This window comes from Mycoplasma sp. 1199 (assembly GCF_034863365.1).
GTDB lineage: Bacteria > Bacillota_I > Bacilli_A > Mycoplasmatales > Metamycoplasmataceae > Mycoplasmopsis.
Map to the genome: position 1 here is coordinate 77375 of NZ_JAYFFA010000003.1, position 18602 is coordinate 95976.

At 30.8% G+C, this 18602-nt stretch carries 12 protein-coding genes; 4 read left to right on the forward strand and 8 right to left on the reverse strand.

The window, feature by feature from the left end; genetic code table 4:
• Positions 1 to 36 precede the first annotated feature (36 nt).
• Complete coding sequence (locus VBM89_RS02245) at positions 37 to 2469, forward strand: leucine-rich repeat protein (RefSeq protein WP_323188659.1); 2433 nt, start codon at positions 37 to 39, stop codon at positions 2467 to 2469.
• Positions 2470 to 2513: 44 nt separating this feature from the next.
• On the opposite strand, the gene mnmA is transcribed toward VBM89_RS02245, so the two are convergent.
• Together mnmA and VBM89_RS02255 are read right to left on the reverse strand one after the other, a co-directional pair.
• Positions 2514 to 3629 (reverse strand): tRNA 2-thiouridine(34) synthase MnmA, encoded by a 1116-nt coding sequence (gene mnmA, locus VBM89_RS02250; protein WP_323188660.1) that lies wholly within the window; start codon positions 3627 to 3629, stop codon positions 2514 to 2516.
• A 100-nt stretch (positions 3630 to 3729) separates the two neighbouring features.
• Positions 3730 to 5043 (reverse strand): C1 family peptidase, encoded by a 1314-nt coding sequence (locus tag VBM89_RS02255; protein WP_323188661.1) that lies wholly within the window; start codon positions 5041 to 5043, stop codon positions 3730 to 3732.
• 75 nt (positions 5044 to 5118) lie between these two features.
• On the opposite strand from VBM89_RS02255, the gene VBM89_RS02260 reads away from it, so the two are divergent.
• The gene (locus VBM89_RS02260; RefSeq protein WP_323188662.1) at positions 5119 to 5904 is read left to right on the forward strand and encodes an MAG0110 family membrane protein; all 786 of its coding nucleotides are present in this window, start codon (positions 5119 to 5121) and stop codon (positions 5902 to 5904) included.
• Positions 5905 to 6015: 111 nt separating this feature from the next.
• Here VBM89_RS02260 and tuf read toward each other — a convergent pair whose 3' ends face one another.
• A complete protein-coding gene (tuf, locus tag VBM89_RS02265; protein ID WP_257089347.1) occupies positions 6016 to 7203 on the reverse strand; it encodes an elongation factor Tu in 1188 nt (395 codons plus the stop codon).
• A 486-nt stretch (positions 7204 to 7689) separates the two neighbouring features.
• Between tuf and VBM89_RS02270 the strand changes: the two genes are divergently transcribed.
• On the forward strand, positions 7690 to 10071 hold the full coding sequence (locus tag VBM89_RS02270) for a phosphoketolase family protein (RefSeq protein WP_323188663.1): 2382 nt from the start codon (positions 7690 to 7692) through the stop codon (positions 10069 to 10071).
• An 82-nt stretch (positions 10072 to 10153) separates the two neighbouring features.
• On the opposite strand, the gene VBM89_RS02275 is transcribed toward VBM89_RS02270, so the two are convergent.
• The 5 genes from VBM89_RS02275 to VBM89_RS02295 form a co-directional block, all read right to left on the reverse strand.
• Positions 10154 to 12124, reverse strand: coding sequence for an endonuclease (locus tag VBM89_RS02275; protein WP_323188664.1), 1971 nt, complete (start codon positions 12122 to 12124; stop codon positions 10154 to 10156).
• Positions 12125 to 12217: 93 nt separating this feature from the next.
• Positions 12218 to 13687, reverse strand: coding sequence for an endonuclease (locus VBM89_RS02280; RefSeq protein ID WP_323188665.1), 1470 nt, complete (start codon positions 13685 to 13687; stop codon positions 12218 to 12220).
• A 143-nt stretch (positions 13688 to 13830) separates the two neighbouring features.
• Complete coding sequence (locus VBM89_RS02285; protein ID WP_323188666.1) at positions 13831 to 14676, reverse strand: HAD-IIB family hydrolase; 846 nt, start codon at positions 14674 to 14676, stop codon at positions 13831 to 13833.
• A 7-nt stretch (positions 14677 to 14683) separates the two neighbouring features.
• On the reverse strand, positions 14684 to 15514 hold the full coding sequence (locus tag VBM89_RS02290) for a bifunctional 5,10-methylenetetrahydrofolate dehydrogenase/5,10-methenyltetrahydrofolate cyclohydrolase (RefSeq protein ID WP_323188667.1): 831 nt from the start codon (positions 15512 to 15514) through the stop codon (positions 14684 to 14686).
• A complete protein-coding gene (locus VBM89_RS02295) occupies positions 15502 to 17991 on the reverse strand; it encodes a valine--tRNA ligase (protein WP_323188668.1) in 2490 nt (829 codons plus the stop codon). The genes VBM89_RS02290 and VBM89_RS02295 overlap by 13 nt, the downstream gene beginning before the upstream one ends.
• Positions 17992 to 18158: 167 nt before the next feature.
• Between VBM89_RS02295 and smpB the strand changes: the two genes are divergently transcribed.
• A complete protein-coding gene (gene smpB / locus VBM89_RS02300; protein WP_323188669.1) occupies positions 18159 to 18599 on the forward strand; it encodes an SsrA-binding protein in 441 nt (146 codons plus the stop codon).
• Positions 18600 to 18602: the final 3 nt, after the last annotated feature.

Consider the following 18602-nt stretch of genomic DNA (forward strand, 5'->3'; position numbering starts at 1 on the left):
TCTATAAAGTGTAAAATTATATTAATTAGGAGAAATATGAAATTAAAAACAAAAAATATTTTTAAATTATTAACATTAACTGGTGCGATTTCATCAGTAACAGGAACTATTGCATGTTCTCAAGAAGCACCTAAAGAACCTAAACCAGGTAATCCGATTGCAAATCCAGGTGACATAGCTCAAACAATTGCTAAAAAAGAGGAATTATTGGATTTCTCAAAATCACTCACCGATACTACAATGGCGCTTACACCAAATCTTTTCAATAACTATGCCAATTTAGTCAAATCGCTAACAAATGCAGATATTAATGATAATTCTGAGAATTACGTGGAAGCTCTAAAAATTAAAGACCAAATAGCAAAAAACTTACAAGATGTCAAATCATTAGAAGAAGGTAAAAAAGAGGTTGAAGGAATCACCTTTTCAAATATCCCTCTAACAAATGAAGTTATCTTATTAATTGAAAAGACAAAAAAATATGTGACTTCAAAATATCAATCTTCAATCGAAAAGCTAAATAGTGCCAACATAAAAGAATTAGATGATTTTGAACTAGATAAGCTGATTGCTTTAACCTCTTATGCGTTGAAATTGACTAGCTCATCATTTGATAACATGTACCCGATAGTTATGAAGGTTATTAGAGATAAATATATCTTACTTAATAGAATGGATATAAATTCTTTAAATGATCTATTTACAAATTTAAAGGATCAGGAGCAAGTTAAACAATTCTTTCTTGCTTCAATCACAGAATTATATGAATCTTTCGATGATACTGATAAAACTGTTAAAGCATCACAAAATAATTCTCTTCTTTTTCCATTTTTGAATTATTCTAATCCGGAATCTGATATTCAAGCTGAAAGAAACTTGCATATCGAAACCTACGGAATGGCAGAAACAATTGTTGATATTTCTGAATTAGTACATTCTGTAATAAATAATCCTGAAACGCTTGATTCATTAGGAACTGAGAAGAAAGATGAAATCTTAACTTTCTTAAAAGAAATAAATAATAAACATAAGGGTAATACCAATTTGAACTTATATACAATCGGTCAAATGCTTAATAACGATACCATAAAGATTGAAAAAAACATAATAGTTAACATTGTATGGGCTATGTTTCTTCAAAAAGATGAAACTAGAACAATGTTGAAGTCAATCATTAATGAATTTACCGATTTCTTTTTAAAGAAACAAAACAATACTGTTTTAGGGCTTAAATACGAAATTCCAGAAAAACAAATACCTATTTTCTTAAATGAAAATTACACTGCAATTATGGAGGAAGCATTTAAGGATAAAAAAGTTTCATATGTTTATGCTCCATATGTTGAAAAAATTGGAAAAGATTCATTAAATACAGAAGATATTAGAAATGTATTTTTACCAAAAGCAACTTATTTAGGAGAAAATGCAATTAGACATCAATTGTTAGCAGAATTTGCAAATACAGTTCCAGAAAGCTTTAAAAAACAAATTAAACTTAATGAGAACACTTATGTATCTGTGGATAGTGAAGCAACTGATGTACAAATAACTTCAGATAAGCCGCTTTATTTTGTAAATAGTTTATTCAAGAACAATGAAAATATCAATACAGTTACAATTACTTCAACACAACCAGTTCATATTTCGGAAGAAATGTTTAAACACAGTACAATTAGATCAATAACAATTCAAGCACCTGAAGTTTATATTGCAAATGAAGCATTTGCAGATACTCCAGCACTTGAAACATTTGATGTTCAAAATGTTCAAAACATAGGTGAGTATGCGTTATTCGGTTCAAAATGATACTATGACCACATTTCAAACTCAAATGAAGAGCAAATTAAATTAGGTTCAGTTTTAATTGGTTACAAAAATATCAATAATAAAACTGAAATAACTTTAGACCCATCAATTACACAAATCTACAACTCTGCATTTTCATTTGACAATAAAATCCCAGAAGCAGCAGCTGCTAATGAAGTTATTACAAGTATAGCAGCAGAAAATATTAAATCAGTAAATCAAGGAACATTTGGATCATTATCAAACTTAACAAGTTTAAACTTACCTAACTTAACTTCTATAGGTGCTACAGCACTTCAAGGAACACCATATTACTATAACATCTTAAACGATCAAGAAAGCACAAAAGCGATGTTAGGGAAAGTTTTAATTAAACTTAAATCTGATAACCCTTATGTTACATTGTCTGATGATGTTGAATTTATTTACACAACTGCATTCAAGAACTCAAACCAAATAAACTCAATTCAAGGAGAAAATGTTAAGGGTATTGCTTCAAATACATTTGCAAATGGATTCGGAACAATTTCTGCACTTAACTTCCCTAACTTAGAAAGTATCGGTTCATCTTGAGCAACATCAATTTCTTCACAAAGTGAAACTCCAGTTCTAGTTGCACCTAAATTAAATGTAGTTAATAAAAACCAATTAATTGGAAATTAAGATAAGAAAAATCATATGAGTTAATTTAACACCCATATGATTTTTTATATGTATCATTTTTTAGTTTCATCATCATAAACTTCATCAATTGTTGCTCCACCAATACATTTGTCTCCATCGTATAAAGCAACTTGTTGACCTGGTGTAACAGCTGATGAACCCTCAGGATAGAATACTCTGATTTTATCATCGCCTAAAAATTCAACGGACACTTTAATATCTTTTTGTCTATATCTAAATTTAGCAGTTAAATTATCAGGATTGAAATCTTTGTTATTTAAGGTTAATCCCGAAGCGATTAAATTATTTGAAATTAAGTATTCAGGTTTTGAGTTAGGTGCAACATATAAAATATTTTTTTGCACATCGTGACCACAAACATAATATGGTTCAACCATACCACCTAAATTTAAACCTTTTCTTTGTCCAATTGTGTAATAGAAACATCCGACATGTCTTCCAACAACTTTATTTGTTGTAATATCTACAATATCTCCATCTTGTGCTGGTATATAGTTTTGCAAGAATTGTCCAAAGTTTCTTTCTCCAATGAAACAAATTCCTGTTGAATCTTTTTTAGTTGCAGTAATTAAACCTAACTCAGAAGCAATTTGTCTAATTTCAGGTTTAGTTAATGCAGCAAGTGGCATAATAACTTTTTTAAGTTGATCATGACTTAATTGAGCTAAAAAGTAAGTTTGATCTTTATCTTGATCTTTTGCTCTGTATAAGTGACCGTCAATTACATTTGCATAATGTCCCATAGCAATATAGTCTGCTTTAAGTTCATTAAATGCATAGTTAGCAAAAGCATTGAATTTTATGTACTTGTTACATAAAATGTCCGGATTAGGTGTTCTTCCTTTTTTGAATTCTTCAATAAAGTTTTCAAAAACATTATCTCAATATTCTTTAACAAAGTCAACTCTTTCAAGTTTGATGCCTAATGAATTTGCAACTGATTGAGCATCCATATAATCTCTTTCTTGTGGACACATATCTTGTTTAAGATCATTGTTTCCAAGAAAATCATTATTAACAATACTATCTCAGTTACGCATAAATAATCCTACTACTTCATAACCTTGCTTTTGTAATAAATAAGCAGCAACTGATGAATCAACACCACCACTCATACCTATAACAACTCTTTTAGACATATTTCTCCTTTATAGACTTAAATAAGTATATAAATTGTAATATAAAAACCAAAAAAGCGAAATTTTTTGGTTTTTAATGTAAAAATTTAACTTTTTGCTATTAAGCAAATGGTTCTCATAACTCAAGAACAACTGATTTATCAGCTTTAAGATATTCTTCTGGAACATATTTAGGATTTACAATAACTGAGAAGTTGTATTCATCAAATCATTCATCAGACATTGAGTAGACACCTTTTTTACCAGAATCATCACCTCAACTGTTTTCAACTTTTCAAGCAATCGGTTTACCGTTTTCTGTCTTAACACCTACAAAAGCCATCGCGTGATTTAACATTGAGTTGAAGTAGATAATTCTATCTTCTTTATTAAAGTCACTAATTGGTTCAAAAACTGAATCAAAATCATAAAGTTTTGGGTCAAAAATTCCTGATTTATTATCTTTGAAAGGATCGACATCACAAGCAAATCAAACTGGTAAGTTATCTTTTAATGAAGCAATTACAGCACTCTTAATTACATCTAATGGAACATTAATCATTTCAACATCTTGATCTTCATAAACTGATTTTTGATATTTAAGAACATATTTAGTTCCATAGTCATAAAGATTTCTGGGGTCGTGCACTAGATTAACTTTTTTGTCAAAATCTTTTCCTACATATTTTTCGAAAAACTCTACAGGAGTTATGTTTTCAATTTTGTGATACTTATTATCTTTATCTTTGTATTCATAAGTGAACTCAGTAACTGGTGTTCCTAAACATTTAGAAACGATGTCATAAACTCTGTAAAGCGCATCTTCTTTAACTGCTTGAATTTGTGTCTTATCAGCACTTTGTGCAACAAGTTCTCTAATTTTCTTCATTCCATTTTTAAGATGCTTATCAATTTGTTCATTCATATCTGTTGTATTTCCTGAATGGAATGTTTCAGGCATAATTGATTTTGGAACTGCACCATATTTTTTAAGTAAGTTAACAAAATATTCTCAGTATCCACCATCTGAAGCAACATTTCTATTAATTAAGTGATAAACTTCTCTATTTTCTAATGGTAAGTTCGCTGTTTGGATTGCATAATTTAAAAATGTGTTCGCTTTTTCAATTTTGTCATAGAAAGCAAAGTAGTTTTGTGAAAACTCAAAGCTACTTACATTTAAATTTTTAGCAGCTTCTACTCTAGCCATATTTAATGAAGCGAAAATTCAACATCTTCCACTATTTTTTTGTGATGTTATATCACCTAATGTTGTTTCTATATCAAAAACGTGATCGTGTTTGATAAATGTTTGATGATCAAAAACTGTATTCTTAATACCATTTTTGATGATTGAGTTTTGAATCATTTTATTGATTGATTTTGATTCAAATTTTGACTTAAATCCATCTAATAAGTTTTTAGTTACATTCATTTTTACTCCTATATACCTTGTATATTAGTTATTAATATAGTTTATTTTAATTCATAATGTATTACAATTTAAATTATGAATAATCAAGAAACTATTAAAGCAGTTCCTGATGTTAAATCAGGCTCTGTAAAATTATTTTATGGAATTATACTATTAACAAGCACTGGTGGATTGTTTTTATTATCATTATTATCAATCTTCTTTGTGTGAATTGATTTACTAATACTAAATTCAATGTCAAATTGGTTTTATCAACTTTTATTTTTAATAATGATGATAATCGTCCCTTTTATTGGAATTATGATTCTAAGTTTTATAAAACCGAAAAATGAAACTCAAAATCTAATACTCACGAGCATCAAGTTCTTCTTCTATTCATTATTCTATGGAATTTTAATTGGAACAGCTTTATTATTAATTAGTTTTGGATCATATACATATGATAACTCTGCATTAGAAATTATCAGGTATGCATCACTGCAATTAGCATCGGTTATTCTTATACCGGTAGGAATATTATTCTTGACCGGAATATTAGGAATGTTAAAAATTATTAATGTAAGATCACTAATAGTAATGATTCTAGTTCTATCATTCGCAATATTAGTTACATTCTTAATTTCATTCTTTGCTTTTAGACAAAGAGATAACATTAACTGATGAATCGGAATTTTAATGGTTGCATTAATCTCATTATTTATGATTCTTCAATGATATTCAATTAGAAAAACAGCTGATTATGTCGAGTATATGAGTAGAAAATCATTAATCACTTTAGGAATTCAACACGGATTTCAGTTATTTATTTCATTAGCTCAACTACTTTATTACGTTATTGTTATATTGGTTAAAAGAAGATAAAACAATTTACCCTCAACACTACGGTGTTGATTTTTTTGTTAAAAACGCAAAGAAAATACACAGACCTAAATCTGTGTATTTAAAATTATTTGTGAAAAACAATTAGTCAAATTATTTAACAATTTTTGTAACTGTTCCTGCACCAACTGTACGTCCACCTTCACGGATTGAGAATTTTGTTCCTTCTTCAACAGCGATAGGTGCGATTAATTTAACTTTTAAGTTAACGTTTTCCCCTGGCATAACCATTTCACGTCCTGGTTCGAATTCAATTCCCCCTGTAACGTCTGTTGTACGGAAGTAGAATTGAGGTTTGTAGTTTTTAAGGAAAGGAGTGTGACGTCCTCCTTCTTCTTTTTTAAGAACGTAAATAGCAGCTTCGAATTCTGTGTGAGGAACGATTGAACCTGGTTTAGCTAAAACTTGTCCACGTTCAACTTCATCACGGTTAACTCCACGAAGTAATAATCCAGCGTTATCTCCAGCTTGTGCTTCTTTAAGGTTTTTACGGAACATTTCGATTCCTGTAACAACTGTTTTCTTAGTAGGTTTTAATCCAACGATTTCAACTTCGTCGTTTAATTTAAGTGTTCCACGTTCTACACGTCCTGTAGCAACTGTTCCACGTCCTGTAATTGTGAAAACGTCTTCAACAGCCATTAAGAATGGTTTGTCAAATTCTTTAACAGGTGTTTGGATGTATGAATCAACTGAATCCATAAGTTCCATAATTTTTTCTTCGTATTTCGCATCACCTTCTAATGCTTTAAGAGCTGATCCACGAATGATTGGAGCATTGTCTCCATCAAATCCGTATTCTGAAAGAAGTCCACGGATTTCCATTTCAACAAGTTCGATCATTTCTTCTTCACCTTCAAGCATATCTACTTTGTTTAAGAATACAACGATACGAGGAACCCCAACTTGTTTAGATAAAAGAATGTGTTCACGTGTTTGAGGCATTGGCCCATCTGTTGCAGCAACAACTAAGATAGCTCCATCCATTTGAGCTGCCCCTGTAATCATGTTTTTAACATAGTCAGCGTGACCAGGACAGTCAACGTGTGCATAGTGACGTTTTTCTGTTTGGTATTCGATGTGTGATGTGTTAATTGTAATTCCACGTGCTCTTTCTTCTGGTGCGTTATCGATAGAAGCGTAATCACGAGCTTCTGATAATCCTTTTTTAGCTAAAACTGTAGCAATAGCAGCAGTTAAAGTTGTTTTACCATGGTCAACGTGTCCGATTGTTCCAACGTTAACGTGTTCTTTACTACGATCAAAATCTAATTTTGCCATGTAATTTCCTTTCTATTTTATATATATAAAATTGTTTAATAAATGTATTGTGTTTTAGCGCCAAAACCAACCTATGCCTAGCCTTTCATCTAGGTCCTGTCCATTTGTTAAATTAGCACATTAATTTTATCAAAAATAATTTTTGAAAACAGTATTTCCAATAACATTTAAATTAGTTTTTATATTGTACCACAAAATGCAATTTCTATTATCTCTGTCTAATAATGAAACTAATTAGAGATGCAGTTTTATATAAAATCATCAATTAAATTTAATAAAATATATGCGATAAATAATACTAAAAATTTCTAAAAATAATTATATAAATGTACAAAATTCAAGCAGTTTGATGGTACAAAATATTGGTTATTTTCGGTTTTGTTTAAAAAATAAATAAAGTAAAATAATGTTACATTAAGTTACAAAACGTTTTAACTTGATGTTTAAATTTATTTCGAAATAAAATCAAACAAAAAAGGAAACAAGATGAAAAAAACTTTATTTGATAGTAAAAATTATTTAGATAAAGTGCATGCTTGATGACGTGCTGCTAACTATCTTTCAGTTGGGCAAATGTTTTTAAGAAACAACCCTTTACTTAGAGAAGAGTTAAAAGCCGAAGATGTTAAGATGTACCCAATCGGTCACTGAGGAACAATCCCAGGACAAAACTTAATCTATGCTCACTTAAACCGTGTTATTAACAAATACGACTTAGAAATGTTCTACATTGAAGGTCCAGGACACGGTGGTCAAGTTATGATTTCTAACTCATACTTAGATGGAAGCTACACAGAATTATTCCCAGAAATTTCACAAGATGAAGAGGGATTAAAAAGAATGTTCAAGAGATTCTCATTCCCTGGTGGAACTGCATCTCACGCTGCTCCTGAAACACCTGGTTCAATTCACGAAGGTGGAGAGTTAGGATACGCATTATCACACGCAACAGGTGCTATTTTAGATAACCCACAAATCATTGCTGCTACAGTAATCGGTGATGGGGAAGCTGAAACAGGACCACTTACAGCAGGATGATTCTCATCATCATTCATTAACCCAGTTAATGATGGAGCTGTATTACCAATCATCCACATCAATGGTGGAAAAATTGCAAACCCAACAATCTTAGCTAGAAAATCAGATAAAGAAATCAGAGATATGTTAGCTGGATTTGGATGAGAAGCTATCTTTGTTGAAGCTGATGTTTTTGACCAAAGAGGAATTCACAAACCAATGGCAAAAGCATTTGACAAAGCTATTGAAAAAATCCAAAAGATTCAAGCAAAAGCAAGACAAAAATCAGCTGAAGAAGCTACAAGACCTATTTGACCAGCTCTTGTTGTTAGAACACCAAAAGGTTGAACAGGACCTCACACATACAATGGTTTAACATATGAAGGAAGCTTTAGATCACACCAAGTTCCACTTCCTGTTACATCAGAAAAACCAGCTACATTAGACTTATTAAAAGAATGATTAACTTCATATCATCCAGAAGAATTATTTGATGAAAATGCTAAATTCAAGGCTGAATATGCTGAAATTGCTCCTAAAGGTGCAAAAAGAATGGCAATGCACCCTATTACAAATGGTGGTGTAAACCCTAGAGCATTAAACTTACCAGACTGAACACAATTTGCATTAGACATCAAAAAACCTGGTTCAGTTCAAGACCAAGATATGGTTAACGCTGGAAAATGATTTGCTGAAGTAATCAAAATGAACCCAGATAACTTCCGTGTATTCGGACCAGATGAAACTAAATCTAACAGACTTTACGATGTTCTTAAAGTAACAAACAGACAATGATTAGAAAGAGTAAATCCTGAATTAGATGAAGCTATCGGACCAGTTGGAAGAGTTATCGATTCACAATTATCAGAACACCAAGCTGAAGGATTCTTAGAAGGATACGTATTAACAGGACGTCACGGAATGTTTGCTTCATACGAATCATTCTTAAGAGTTGTTGACTCAATGCTTACACAACACATGAAATGAGTTGCTAAAGCAAGAAAAGTTCACTGAAGAAAAGATTACCCATCTCTTAACGTTATTGCTACATCAACAGCATTCCAACAAGACCACAACGGTTACACACACCAAGATCCAGGTATTTTAGGTCACTTAGCTGACAAAAAACCTGAATTAATTCGTGAATACTTACCAGCTGACTCTAACACATTGTTAGCTGTATTAGACAAAGCTTACAGAGAAAGAGATGTAATTAACCTTATCGTTGCTTCTAAACAACCAAGAGACCAATTCTACAATGTAGAAGAAGCTAAAGAATTAGTTGAAAAAGGTCTTAAAGTTATTGATTGAGCTTCTACAACAAAACCAGGTGAAGAACCAGACTTAGTTGTTGTTGCATCAGGTACAGAACCAAACTTAGAAGCATTAGCATCATTAGAATACATCAACAAAGCATTCCCTTCACTTAAAATTAGATTCGTTAACGTAGTTGATTTATTAAAATTACGTCACCCAAGCATTGACCCACGTGGATTATCAGATGCTGAATTCAACGCAATCTTTACAAAGAACAAACCAGTTGTATTCGCATTCCACGGATATGAAGGTCTTATTAGAGATATCTTCTTCTCACGTCAAAACCACAACTTATTTGTTCACGGTTACAGAGAAAACGGAGACATCACAACATCATTTGACATTAGACAAATGAGCCACATGGATAGATTCCACATCTCAATCACAGCCGCTAAAGCAGTTTACGGTGATAAAGCAGCTGACTTCCTAAAACAAATGGAAGAAAAAGTTGCATACCACAACAGATACATTAAAGAAGTTGGAATAGACATTGACGAAGTTAGATTCTGAAAATGATCAGGTCTTAAAAAATAAGACAAACACTTTATAAGTGTTAAAAGATAATCAAAAACACCTTAGTAATTCAAACTAGGGTGTTTTCATTTTGCTTTTTCAATTAACTATTTTCTAAACCTACTAAAATACCTCTATTAACAAATGGTTTTCTACCTTCAAGACTATCAATAAGGTCTGGATAATCGATAAATGGGTTTCTTAATCCACCTTGGTATCTAGCTGTTTCGTTGTTTCTATCAATATCAAATTGTGAAATTGAATCTGTTGAAACTCAGTTTTTGTATGTTTGATAGTAGTGGTCTTTAATGTATGGTTTAGTGCTTGAGAATATTGAATTTGATTTTTGATTTAAGTTTCTATTTCTATATGTAACTGTAAAGTATAGATATGCTCTAGCAATGTCTCCCTTGAATGCATCTATTGGTTCAAATGTTGTTTCACCAATTGAGTTTCTTCCTAATTTTCCACCATTTCTCGATGTTTTAGTTGTATCACTTACATTGTCGTGAGGGAAATTACCTCTGTTTGCATTAACTTTAATATCTGTAGGTCAAACGTGGTGCGCGTCTGAAACCATTGGCGATTCTTTGTTGAATCAAGATTGTGGAATTAAGTGTTCCTTGTTTGTCCCTTCCCCTTCATCTCTTGCAGATGATCTTTTTCCTCATTGAAAATCAGGGAATGTATATGGATCTCTTCCGTTTGAATTTTCTGAATAAATATCTAACAATGTATTATCTTTTTCAAAATATTTATCTTTAAATGCATTATATTGATCATAGAATGTTCCTAAAGCACCATATGAGCGAACTCCTCCAAAGTGACTGTTTTGAATCGTTAATAATGCATCATATAACTCATCGCCCATTTTACCATCAGCTTGTGCATAGTAATTATTACTTGCATCATATCTTAAACCATTAGCGGTAACTGGTTGAGTCGGTTGTGAAGGTTCTGGATTTGGATTTGATGGTGTTCCAACGTTTCCTGATGATGGTAGAGTTGATGGATTATCACTTCCATTAACTGATTCTTCTGTAGATGATTCCTCAACAATTTTAAGTTTTACAACAGATGTGTATAAATTGTCATTTGAGTAGTCAAATGTCTTATCTTCATTTCTAACTGTTAATTTATATTTAACTGTTAGCGTTTGTGTTTGTGCATTATATTCATAATTTAAGAAACTATTTGGATATTTTTTATTTTTGTATGTAAATTCTTTTTCTACATCATTTACTAATTGGAACTCATCGTTTTGAAATTCTGATTTGAATTTAAGAAATGCTGGTCCTTTTTTCTTATCTAATCCAACCGTTTTGTCCGTGTACATATAAGCAATATTTTCATGAGCATTTAACTTAGCTAAAACTTGTGTTTTTAAGTCTCCTGAAAGAGGTAATGAAACTAAAATATTGTTATATAAAGTTGTTATATCCTTTTCAACTGGTTGAACCACGTTACCTGAAAAATCAAGTGTAAATGTTGAAGTATACACATTGCTTCCTACTGCAATATAACCATCAGCTGGTTGTGCAACTTTATAACTAATTACAACTGCGTTTGTTTGTGCATCAAATGAATCAACATCTATTAATTTGTTGTTTGTAATTTCTTCATTAGTGATTTCATTTCCTGCAAATGCCTTATTAATAAGTTTAAACTCTTGAAAAATACCGTCATCATTTAACAACGCAACAAATGTATTATTTGCATCATTCAAACGAAGTGTGTTATCAGCAGCATTGAAGACAAGTTTTGCATTTTGTGCACTTAATCCTGAAACAATTACTTGCTTGTTTTCTTCTGTTAAAGACATTGGGTTAGTAACTACGTTTGAAGCATCAGGTATTTCGTATTCGTTTATAGGTTGTCCCGGATTTGGTTCAGGGTTTGGATTTGAAACAGGTGGAGTTATTGGGCCTGTAACTGGTTCCTTAGGTTCTGGTGTTGGTTTTTCATCAATTGGATTTGATGGTTCTGGATTTTTTTGTGAACATTGAGTCGATAATACTGATGTAGATGTAACAAATAGTGATAATACTAATAATGGTTTTAAAAACTTTTTCATACCCTTACTATTATCACTTTTTTAAAAAAGTGATAGAAAATAGCCTTAATTTTCACAAAATGTGAAAAAAATAAGCCATTTTGGCTTATTTGATTAATTCTTTTGCGTAGCTGAAACAAGTACTCCTAAGTTTGTGAATGGTTTAGGATTTGATCCAACTAAGTTTTCTAATAAGTTAGGGTAGTCAATGAATGGGTTTCTTAATCCACCTTCAAATGCAGCAATTTTGTTATTTCTTGCAACGTCAAATGGAGAAACTGGATCAGTTGCTGTTCAGTTTGCAAAAGTATTAAAGTAGTGATCTTTAATGTAAGGCGCTGTTTTTGTGAAGATTGATTGAGATGTAGCTGCTAAGTTTCTGTCATTGTAAGTTACAGTGAAGTAAAGGTATGATCTAGCAATGTCACCTTTGAATTCATTGATTGGTTCAAATGATGTCATACCAATTGAGTTTGTCCCTAATTTTCCACCGTTCATTGATGTTCAACTAGCAGAAGCATTTGCAACTAAATCGTGAGGATAGTTACTTCTTACTCCGTTTACTTTAATATCTGTTGGATAAATGTGGTGAACGTCTGAAACCATTGGTGATTGTTTACTGAATCAAGATTGAGGAATAACGTGTTCTCTATTCATTCCATAGCTCTCACCAGAAGCATTATTACTTGTTGGGTAAGATCTATATGTGTATGGATCTGTACCTGTTGGGTTTTCAGAATAAATATCTAACATTGTGTTATCTTTTTCAAAGTAAATATCTCTGAATGGTGAGTTGTTTGATTGGTAGAACCCTGGAATATCTCCATATCCTCTAACACCTGATAAATGTGCTTTTTGAATCTTTAATAATGCAGCATATAATTCTGCACCGCTTTTTCCGTTAGCTGATGCATAGTAATTATTACTTGAATCATAGTTGTATGAGTAGTTTGAATTTACTGGTGTAATAGTTATATTTGAACTGCCTGTGTTTCCACCTGTTGTTGGTGAAGTTGTTGTAGTTTGCGCTTCCTTAAAGAAAACAGTAAATTTTGATGTAAATGTCTTAGTTGAAAATTCATATCCACTATTATCAGCAGCACTTGTGTTAATTGCAGCTTTGTATGTTAAAGTTAATTCATTTGTGCTTGCATTAAATTGGAAGTTAATATCACCATTTGGTCTATCTGTACCTTTGTATGTGAAAATTGGTTCTTCAAAATTTGCTGGATGGAATTTAGCATTAATAGCTTCTTCAAATAACGCCCCAACAGCTGGTCCTGTTTTTCTGTTTAAACCAATTTCATTTGTATTTCTCATGAAGTATAAGAATTTGTTATTTCCATCTTTTAAATAAGTTAAGATTTGATCTTTTGAAGCAGCAGGAATTTCGATAGGTTTAAATACATTGCTTGCATTTTCTAATGAAACTTCAGCTGGTGCAGCAGGAATAACTGGTTTTGGTGTAACAATTTCTTTTCTTCCATTATCACCTGTTTTATTACATGAAAGTGAAACCATCGGTAAAATAGCACTAGCTGCTAAACTTGATGTTAAAAATAATTTTTTAAAAATTTTCTTCATTTTTCCTCCTTAAAATAAGGTTAAAAACTTCTATTATTTTAGTTGTATTATGTATCAATATAATTTAAAAATTATATTACTTATAATTTTATACAAATAAAAAATAAAAATATGGAAAATTTATTCCATATTTTGTGAAAAATTTACTTGTCTAAAAATTGAGATAAATACTTTGCAAGTCCAGATTGATTGCATGGGAATTCAGTAATTTCATCAGCAATTTTCTTTAGTTCAGGAACTGAATTTTGCATTGCAATTAATGTTCCAACTTTACCTTTTGTAGTTGAATCATTCATTGAATCACCAATGTGCACAGCATCTTCAGGATCAATTCCCTTAAGTTTGCAATATGCAACTTCAGCTTCACCTTTTGATGAACCAATCTTAGTAATTTCTAAGGTTTTATTTTTTTCTCCAACAAATGCTATTTCAAATATGTCTCCATATTTTTCTTTTCATTTTTTAGCAAATTTAGCAGCCTTTCTAGCTGATAAACTTGATAAAAGAGCCTTGTGTATAGGAAAATCGTTTTTGAAGTCTTTGTATGGCTTTGCATTTGTAATTCATCTGAATTTCTTAGAAAAGTTTTTGTAAATTTTATTTACAAATTTAATAATGTAATATAAGTAGTTTTTTACATATACGTGACTTGAATCAATTGTTACAAAGGCAAACTTTTTAGAGATTAAATTAAATAATAACTGTGCTTTTTCAGGTTCAATTATTTCCTCTGAAATAATTTTTCCATTCTCAACTGTAACAGCTCCATTTCAAGCTATATATGTAATTTCTCCTGTTAAACCTTTAACAATATCAGAAGTTTTTGCACTTAAACCACGACCAGTTGCGACCACAACTGGAATTTGTTTATTTAACTCTGTAAGTGTTTTTTTAGTAAATTCTGTTGCGCTACGCATTCAAAATTTTTCTTCTGGTCCATCTAATGTGGTTCCATCTAAATCGATAAAAATAATTTTAGGTTTCTGCATTAATCTCCTATTTAACAATGTCAACTAAGTTTTTCATTAAAGCAACTACAGTCATAGGTCCAACTCCACCAGGAACTGGTGTAATTGCAGCTACTTTATCTTTAACATTTTCAAAATCAACATCACCTGATAATTCTGCTGAAAGTTTGTCATCTAAGTTAGTTCCGACATCGATAACAATAGCTCCTTCTTTAACATTGTGAGCTTTAATGTATTTTGCAACACCTATTGCAACAATTAAGATGTCTGCATTTTCAATACCTTTAATTCCTGTTTCTTCATTATATGTAGAAACGTTAGCATTTTTTCTTTTAATAATGTGTGCAAGAGGTTTTCCTACAACATGTGATCTTCCAACAACACATACTCTTTTGTTTTCTACGTCAATTCCATAGTGTTCCATTAATTCTAAAACACCACGTGCTGTAGCTGGAATAAAGTGTTTGTCAGCTGTATCGTTATATAATCTGAATTCATTTTTTGTTGTAAGTCCATCAATGTCTTTATCGTATGGAACTGCATCTAAAATAACTTGAGTTGGCAAATGAGAAGGTAATGGTAACTGAACAATGATTCCATCGAATTTTTCATTGATTCTGTCCATTTTCTTAAGTAATCTGTCTTGAGAAATATCCTCATCAAATTTGAATAATTCAGCTTCAATACCTAAATCTTCAGCTACTCTTAATTTGTGAGCTATGTATTTGTTTGAAGCAGCATTATCTCCTACTTGGATAATTGCCATTCTTAATTTTCTTTCTAAATCAAGATCAATTATCTCTTGTCTCAATTTAGCTAATTCTTGTTTAGCTAACTCTTTACCACTTAATATTTGCATGATAATTCCTCCTCATATTTTTTAAGTTCATCTGTATATTTTTCTAATTTTGCTTTTTCAACAGCAACTTTATCAGCAGGAGCTTTTGAAACGAATCTTTCATTGTTTAAAAGTTGCTCTGCTCTAGCTATTTCTGCTTTAACAAAATTAATTTTTTCTAAAAGGAGCTTTTTATTTCTTTGTTTTGTTTCATCTGATTGTTTTATGAATAAAACATTGTCATTTAGTGCTATTAAGTAATCGTTATTATCTTCGTATAAAGCAAATACCATTTTGTTAATTGTCTCAATAGCAACTTGTGGAACGTCATTTTTAAGTGAATAAATAAGAAGTTCTTTTTTAGAAATTTGATTATTTTCACGATATTTTCTAAGTTCAGTTACAACTTCAATAACTGTGTTTATATAATCGGTTGAATGATCATCTTCAAATGTAGGTCATAATTGTTCTAATAATTCTGCATTAAAGATTTCTGAATATAACCTGTCTGTTATGAATGGTAAGAATGGATGAAGCAAAATTAAAGTTTTTCTTAAGACTTCAAGAGCTGATTTTTTAGAATATGAACTCTTTAAGAATTCAACGTATCATCCACTAAGGTCTGTGAAAATAAATTTGTAGATTTCTGAACCGATGATTGAAAACTCATAGTTATCAATAAGTGAATCGATCTTAACTGATAAGTTTTTAAGTTGATTTAATATTCACTTATCTGCATCAGTAGCTTCATTGTTATTATCTTCTAGTTCATTAATGTATCTAGCAATGTTTCATAACTTGTTATTAACTCTTCAAGCAGCTTCAACTTTATCGTCTGAGAATTTAATATCTAAACCTGGTGTTGTGTTTGTGATTAAGAATCATCTTAAAGCATCTGAACCATATTTTTCAACCATATCCATAGGGTCAACACCATTGTTTAATGATTTAGACATTTTTCTACCTTGCGCATCTCTAATAAGGCCGTGAAGTAGTAATCTATCAAATGGTTTTTGACCTGTAAATTCAAGTCCAAAGAAGTACATTCTAGCTACTCAGAAGAAAATAATGTCATAACCTGTAACTAAAAGAGATGTTGGATAATATCTTTTTAGTTTTTCATTAGTTTGAGGTCATCCTAAGAACACAAATGGAGCAAGTCCTGATGAGAATCAAGTATCTAGAACATCTGGATCTTGAACTCATCCTTCACCTGGTGAATCAACTTGAACTTTCATATTACCATCTTGGTTATATCAAGCAGGAATTCTGTGTCCTCATCAAAGCTGTCTAGAAATTGTTCAATCATAAACATTTTCCATTCATTGACGCATAGTTAATTCAAAACGTTTTGGATAGAACTTAACAGCTTCTGGATAATCTAAATCTTTTAAGATTAAATCTCTGAAGTGTTCCATTTTAACAAATCATTGTGGTAGCACTAAAATTTCAACTGGTGTTTTAGATCTATCTGAAATACCAACATTTGAAATTGTTGTTTCAACTTTTTGAATATAACCATTATCTTGTAAGAATTGTGCAATCTTCTCTCTTGCTGCAAATCTTTCTAAACCGTGGAATTCAGGTAATCCAGGATAGTTAATTAAACCATCTTTTGAAATTGTTTCATTGATTTCAAGATTGTGTTTTTTTATAATATCAATATCAACTTCAGCGTGTGCACTAAGTTTCATTAATCCTGAACCAAAGTTAATATCAACATATTCATCAGGTATGATTGGTAAATCTTTTTTAGTAATTGGGTGAATTACAACTTGTCCTTCTAAATCTTTGTATCTTGAGTCATTTGGATTAAATACAACAGCGACGTCGCTTAATAAAGTTTCAGTTCTAACAGTAGCAATTGTCAACACATCGTTTGAACCCTTAATTGGATAATTGATGTAGTACATTTTTTGCTCTGCAGGTTCATTATTAACTTCAATGTTTGATAAAGCAGTTTGTAACTTAACATCTCAGTTAATTGCTTTAACACCTTTGTAAATGAAACCTTTGTTGTATAAGTCAATGAAAACTTTTGAAACAGCTTCATTAGCTTCTGCATCAAGTGTGAATCTTTCAGCTGAATAATCAAGTGCTAGACCAATTTTTGATCATTGTTGTCTAAATAAGTTTGCATATTCAGCTTTTCATTCTCAAATCTTATCAACGAAAGCTTCTCTACCTAAATCATGACGAGTTTGACCTGTTGATTGGAATAAAACATCCTCAACTTTTGATTGTGTAGCAATTCCAGCGTGATCCATACCTGGAACTCACATAACATCAAAACCATTAAGTTTCTTATATCTTATAATTGTGTCAGGTATATAAACATCAAGTGCATGACCTAAATGTAGCTTACCAGTTACGTTTGGTGGTGGTAACAAAATAGTGAAAGGTTTTTTATCTAAATCATGAGTTTGAAAATATTTCTTAGCTTGTCATTTTTTATCAATGTCTTTTTCAACTAGCGTGTGATTATATATTTTGTCCATTAATACCTCCGTTAAATAATTTCAAGGTATTTTTACTTAAAAAAATATCTATATAAATAATTATTAAAATTATAATAAATTTTGCTAAAATTCCTTACCCCTTTTACTGGTAGCACATAAGTGAAAAAATAAAATGTTTATAAAACAATATAGTAAAATTTAATTGTATGAAGATAATTAGCACAAATAAAAAAGCTCATCACAACTATGAAATTATTGATAAATATGAAGCAGGAATTGAATTACTCGGTTGAGAAGTAAAATCAGCTAGAGCTAATTCAATTGACATTTCAAATGCATTTTGTTCAATTTACAAAGGTGAAATGTATCTTAAGGAAGCTTACTTCAAGCAATATATGCACGTAAAAGCTGATGAGTTTAGAGATAGAAAATTACTTCTTCATAAAAATGAGATTCGTAAGATTAAATTTGCTACAGAATCACAAGGTCTTACTATCATACCTTTAAAAATGTACTTTAATTCTTCATCAAGAATTAAAGTAGAAATAGCTTTAGCTAAAGGTCTTAAAAAGTATGATAAAAGACAACAAATCATTAAAGATGAAGTTAATAAAAAACTCAATAAGCTAATCAATTCATATAAATAATCA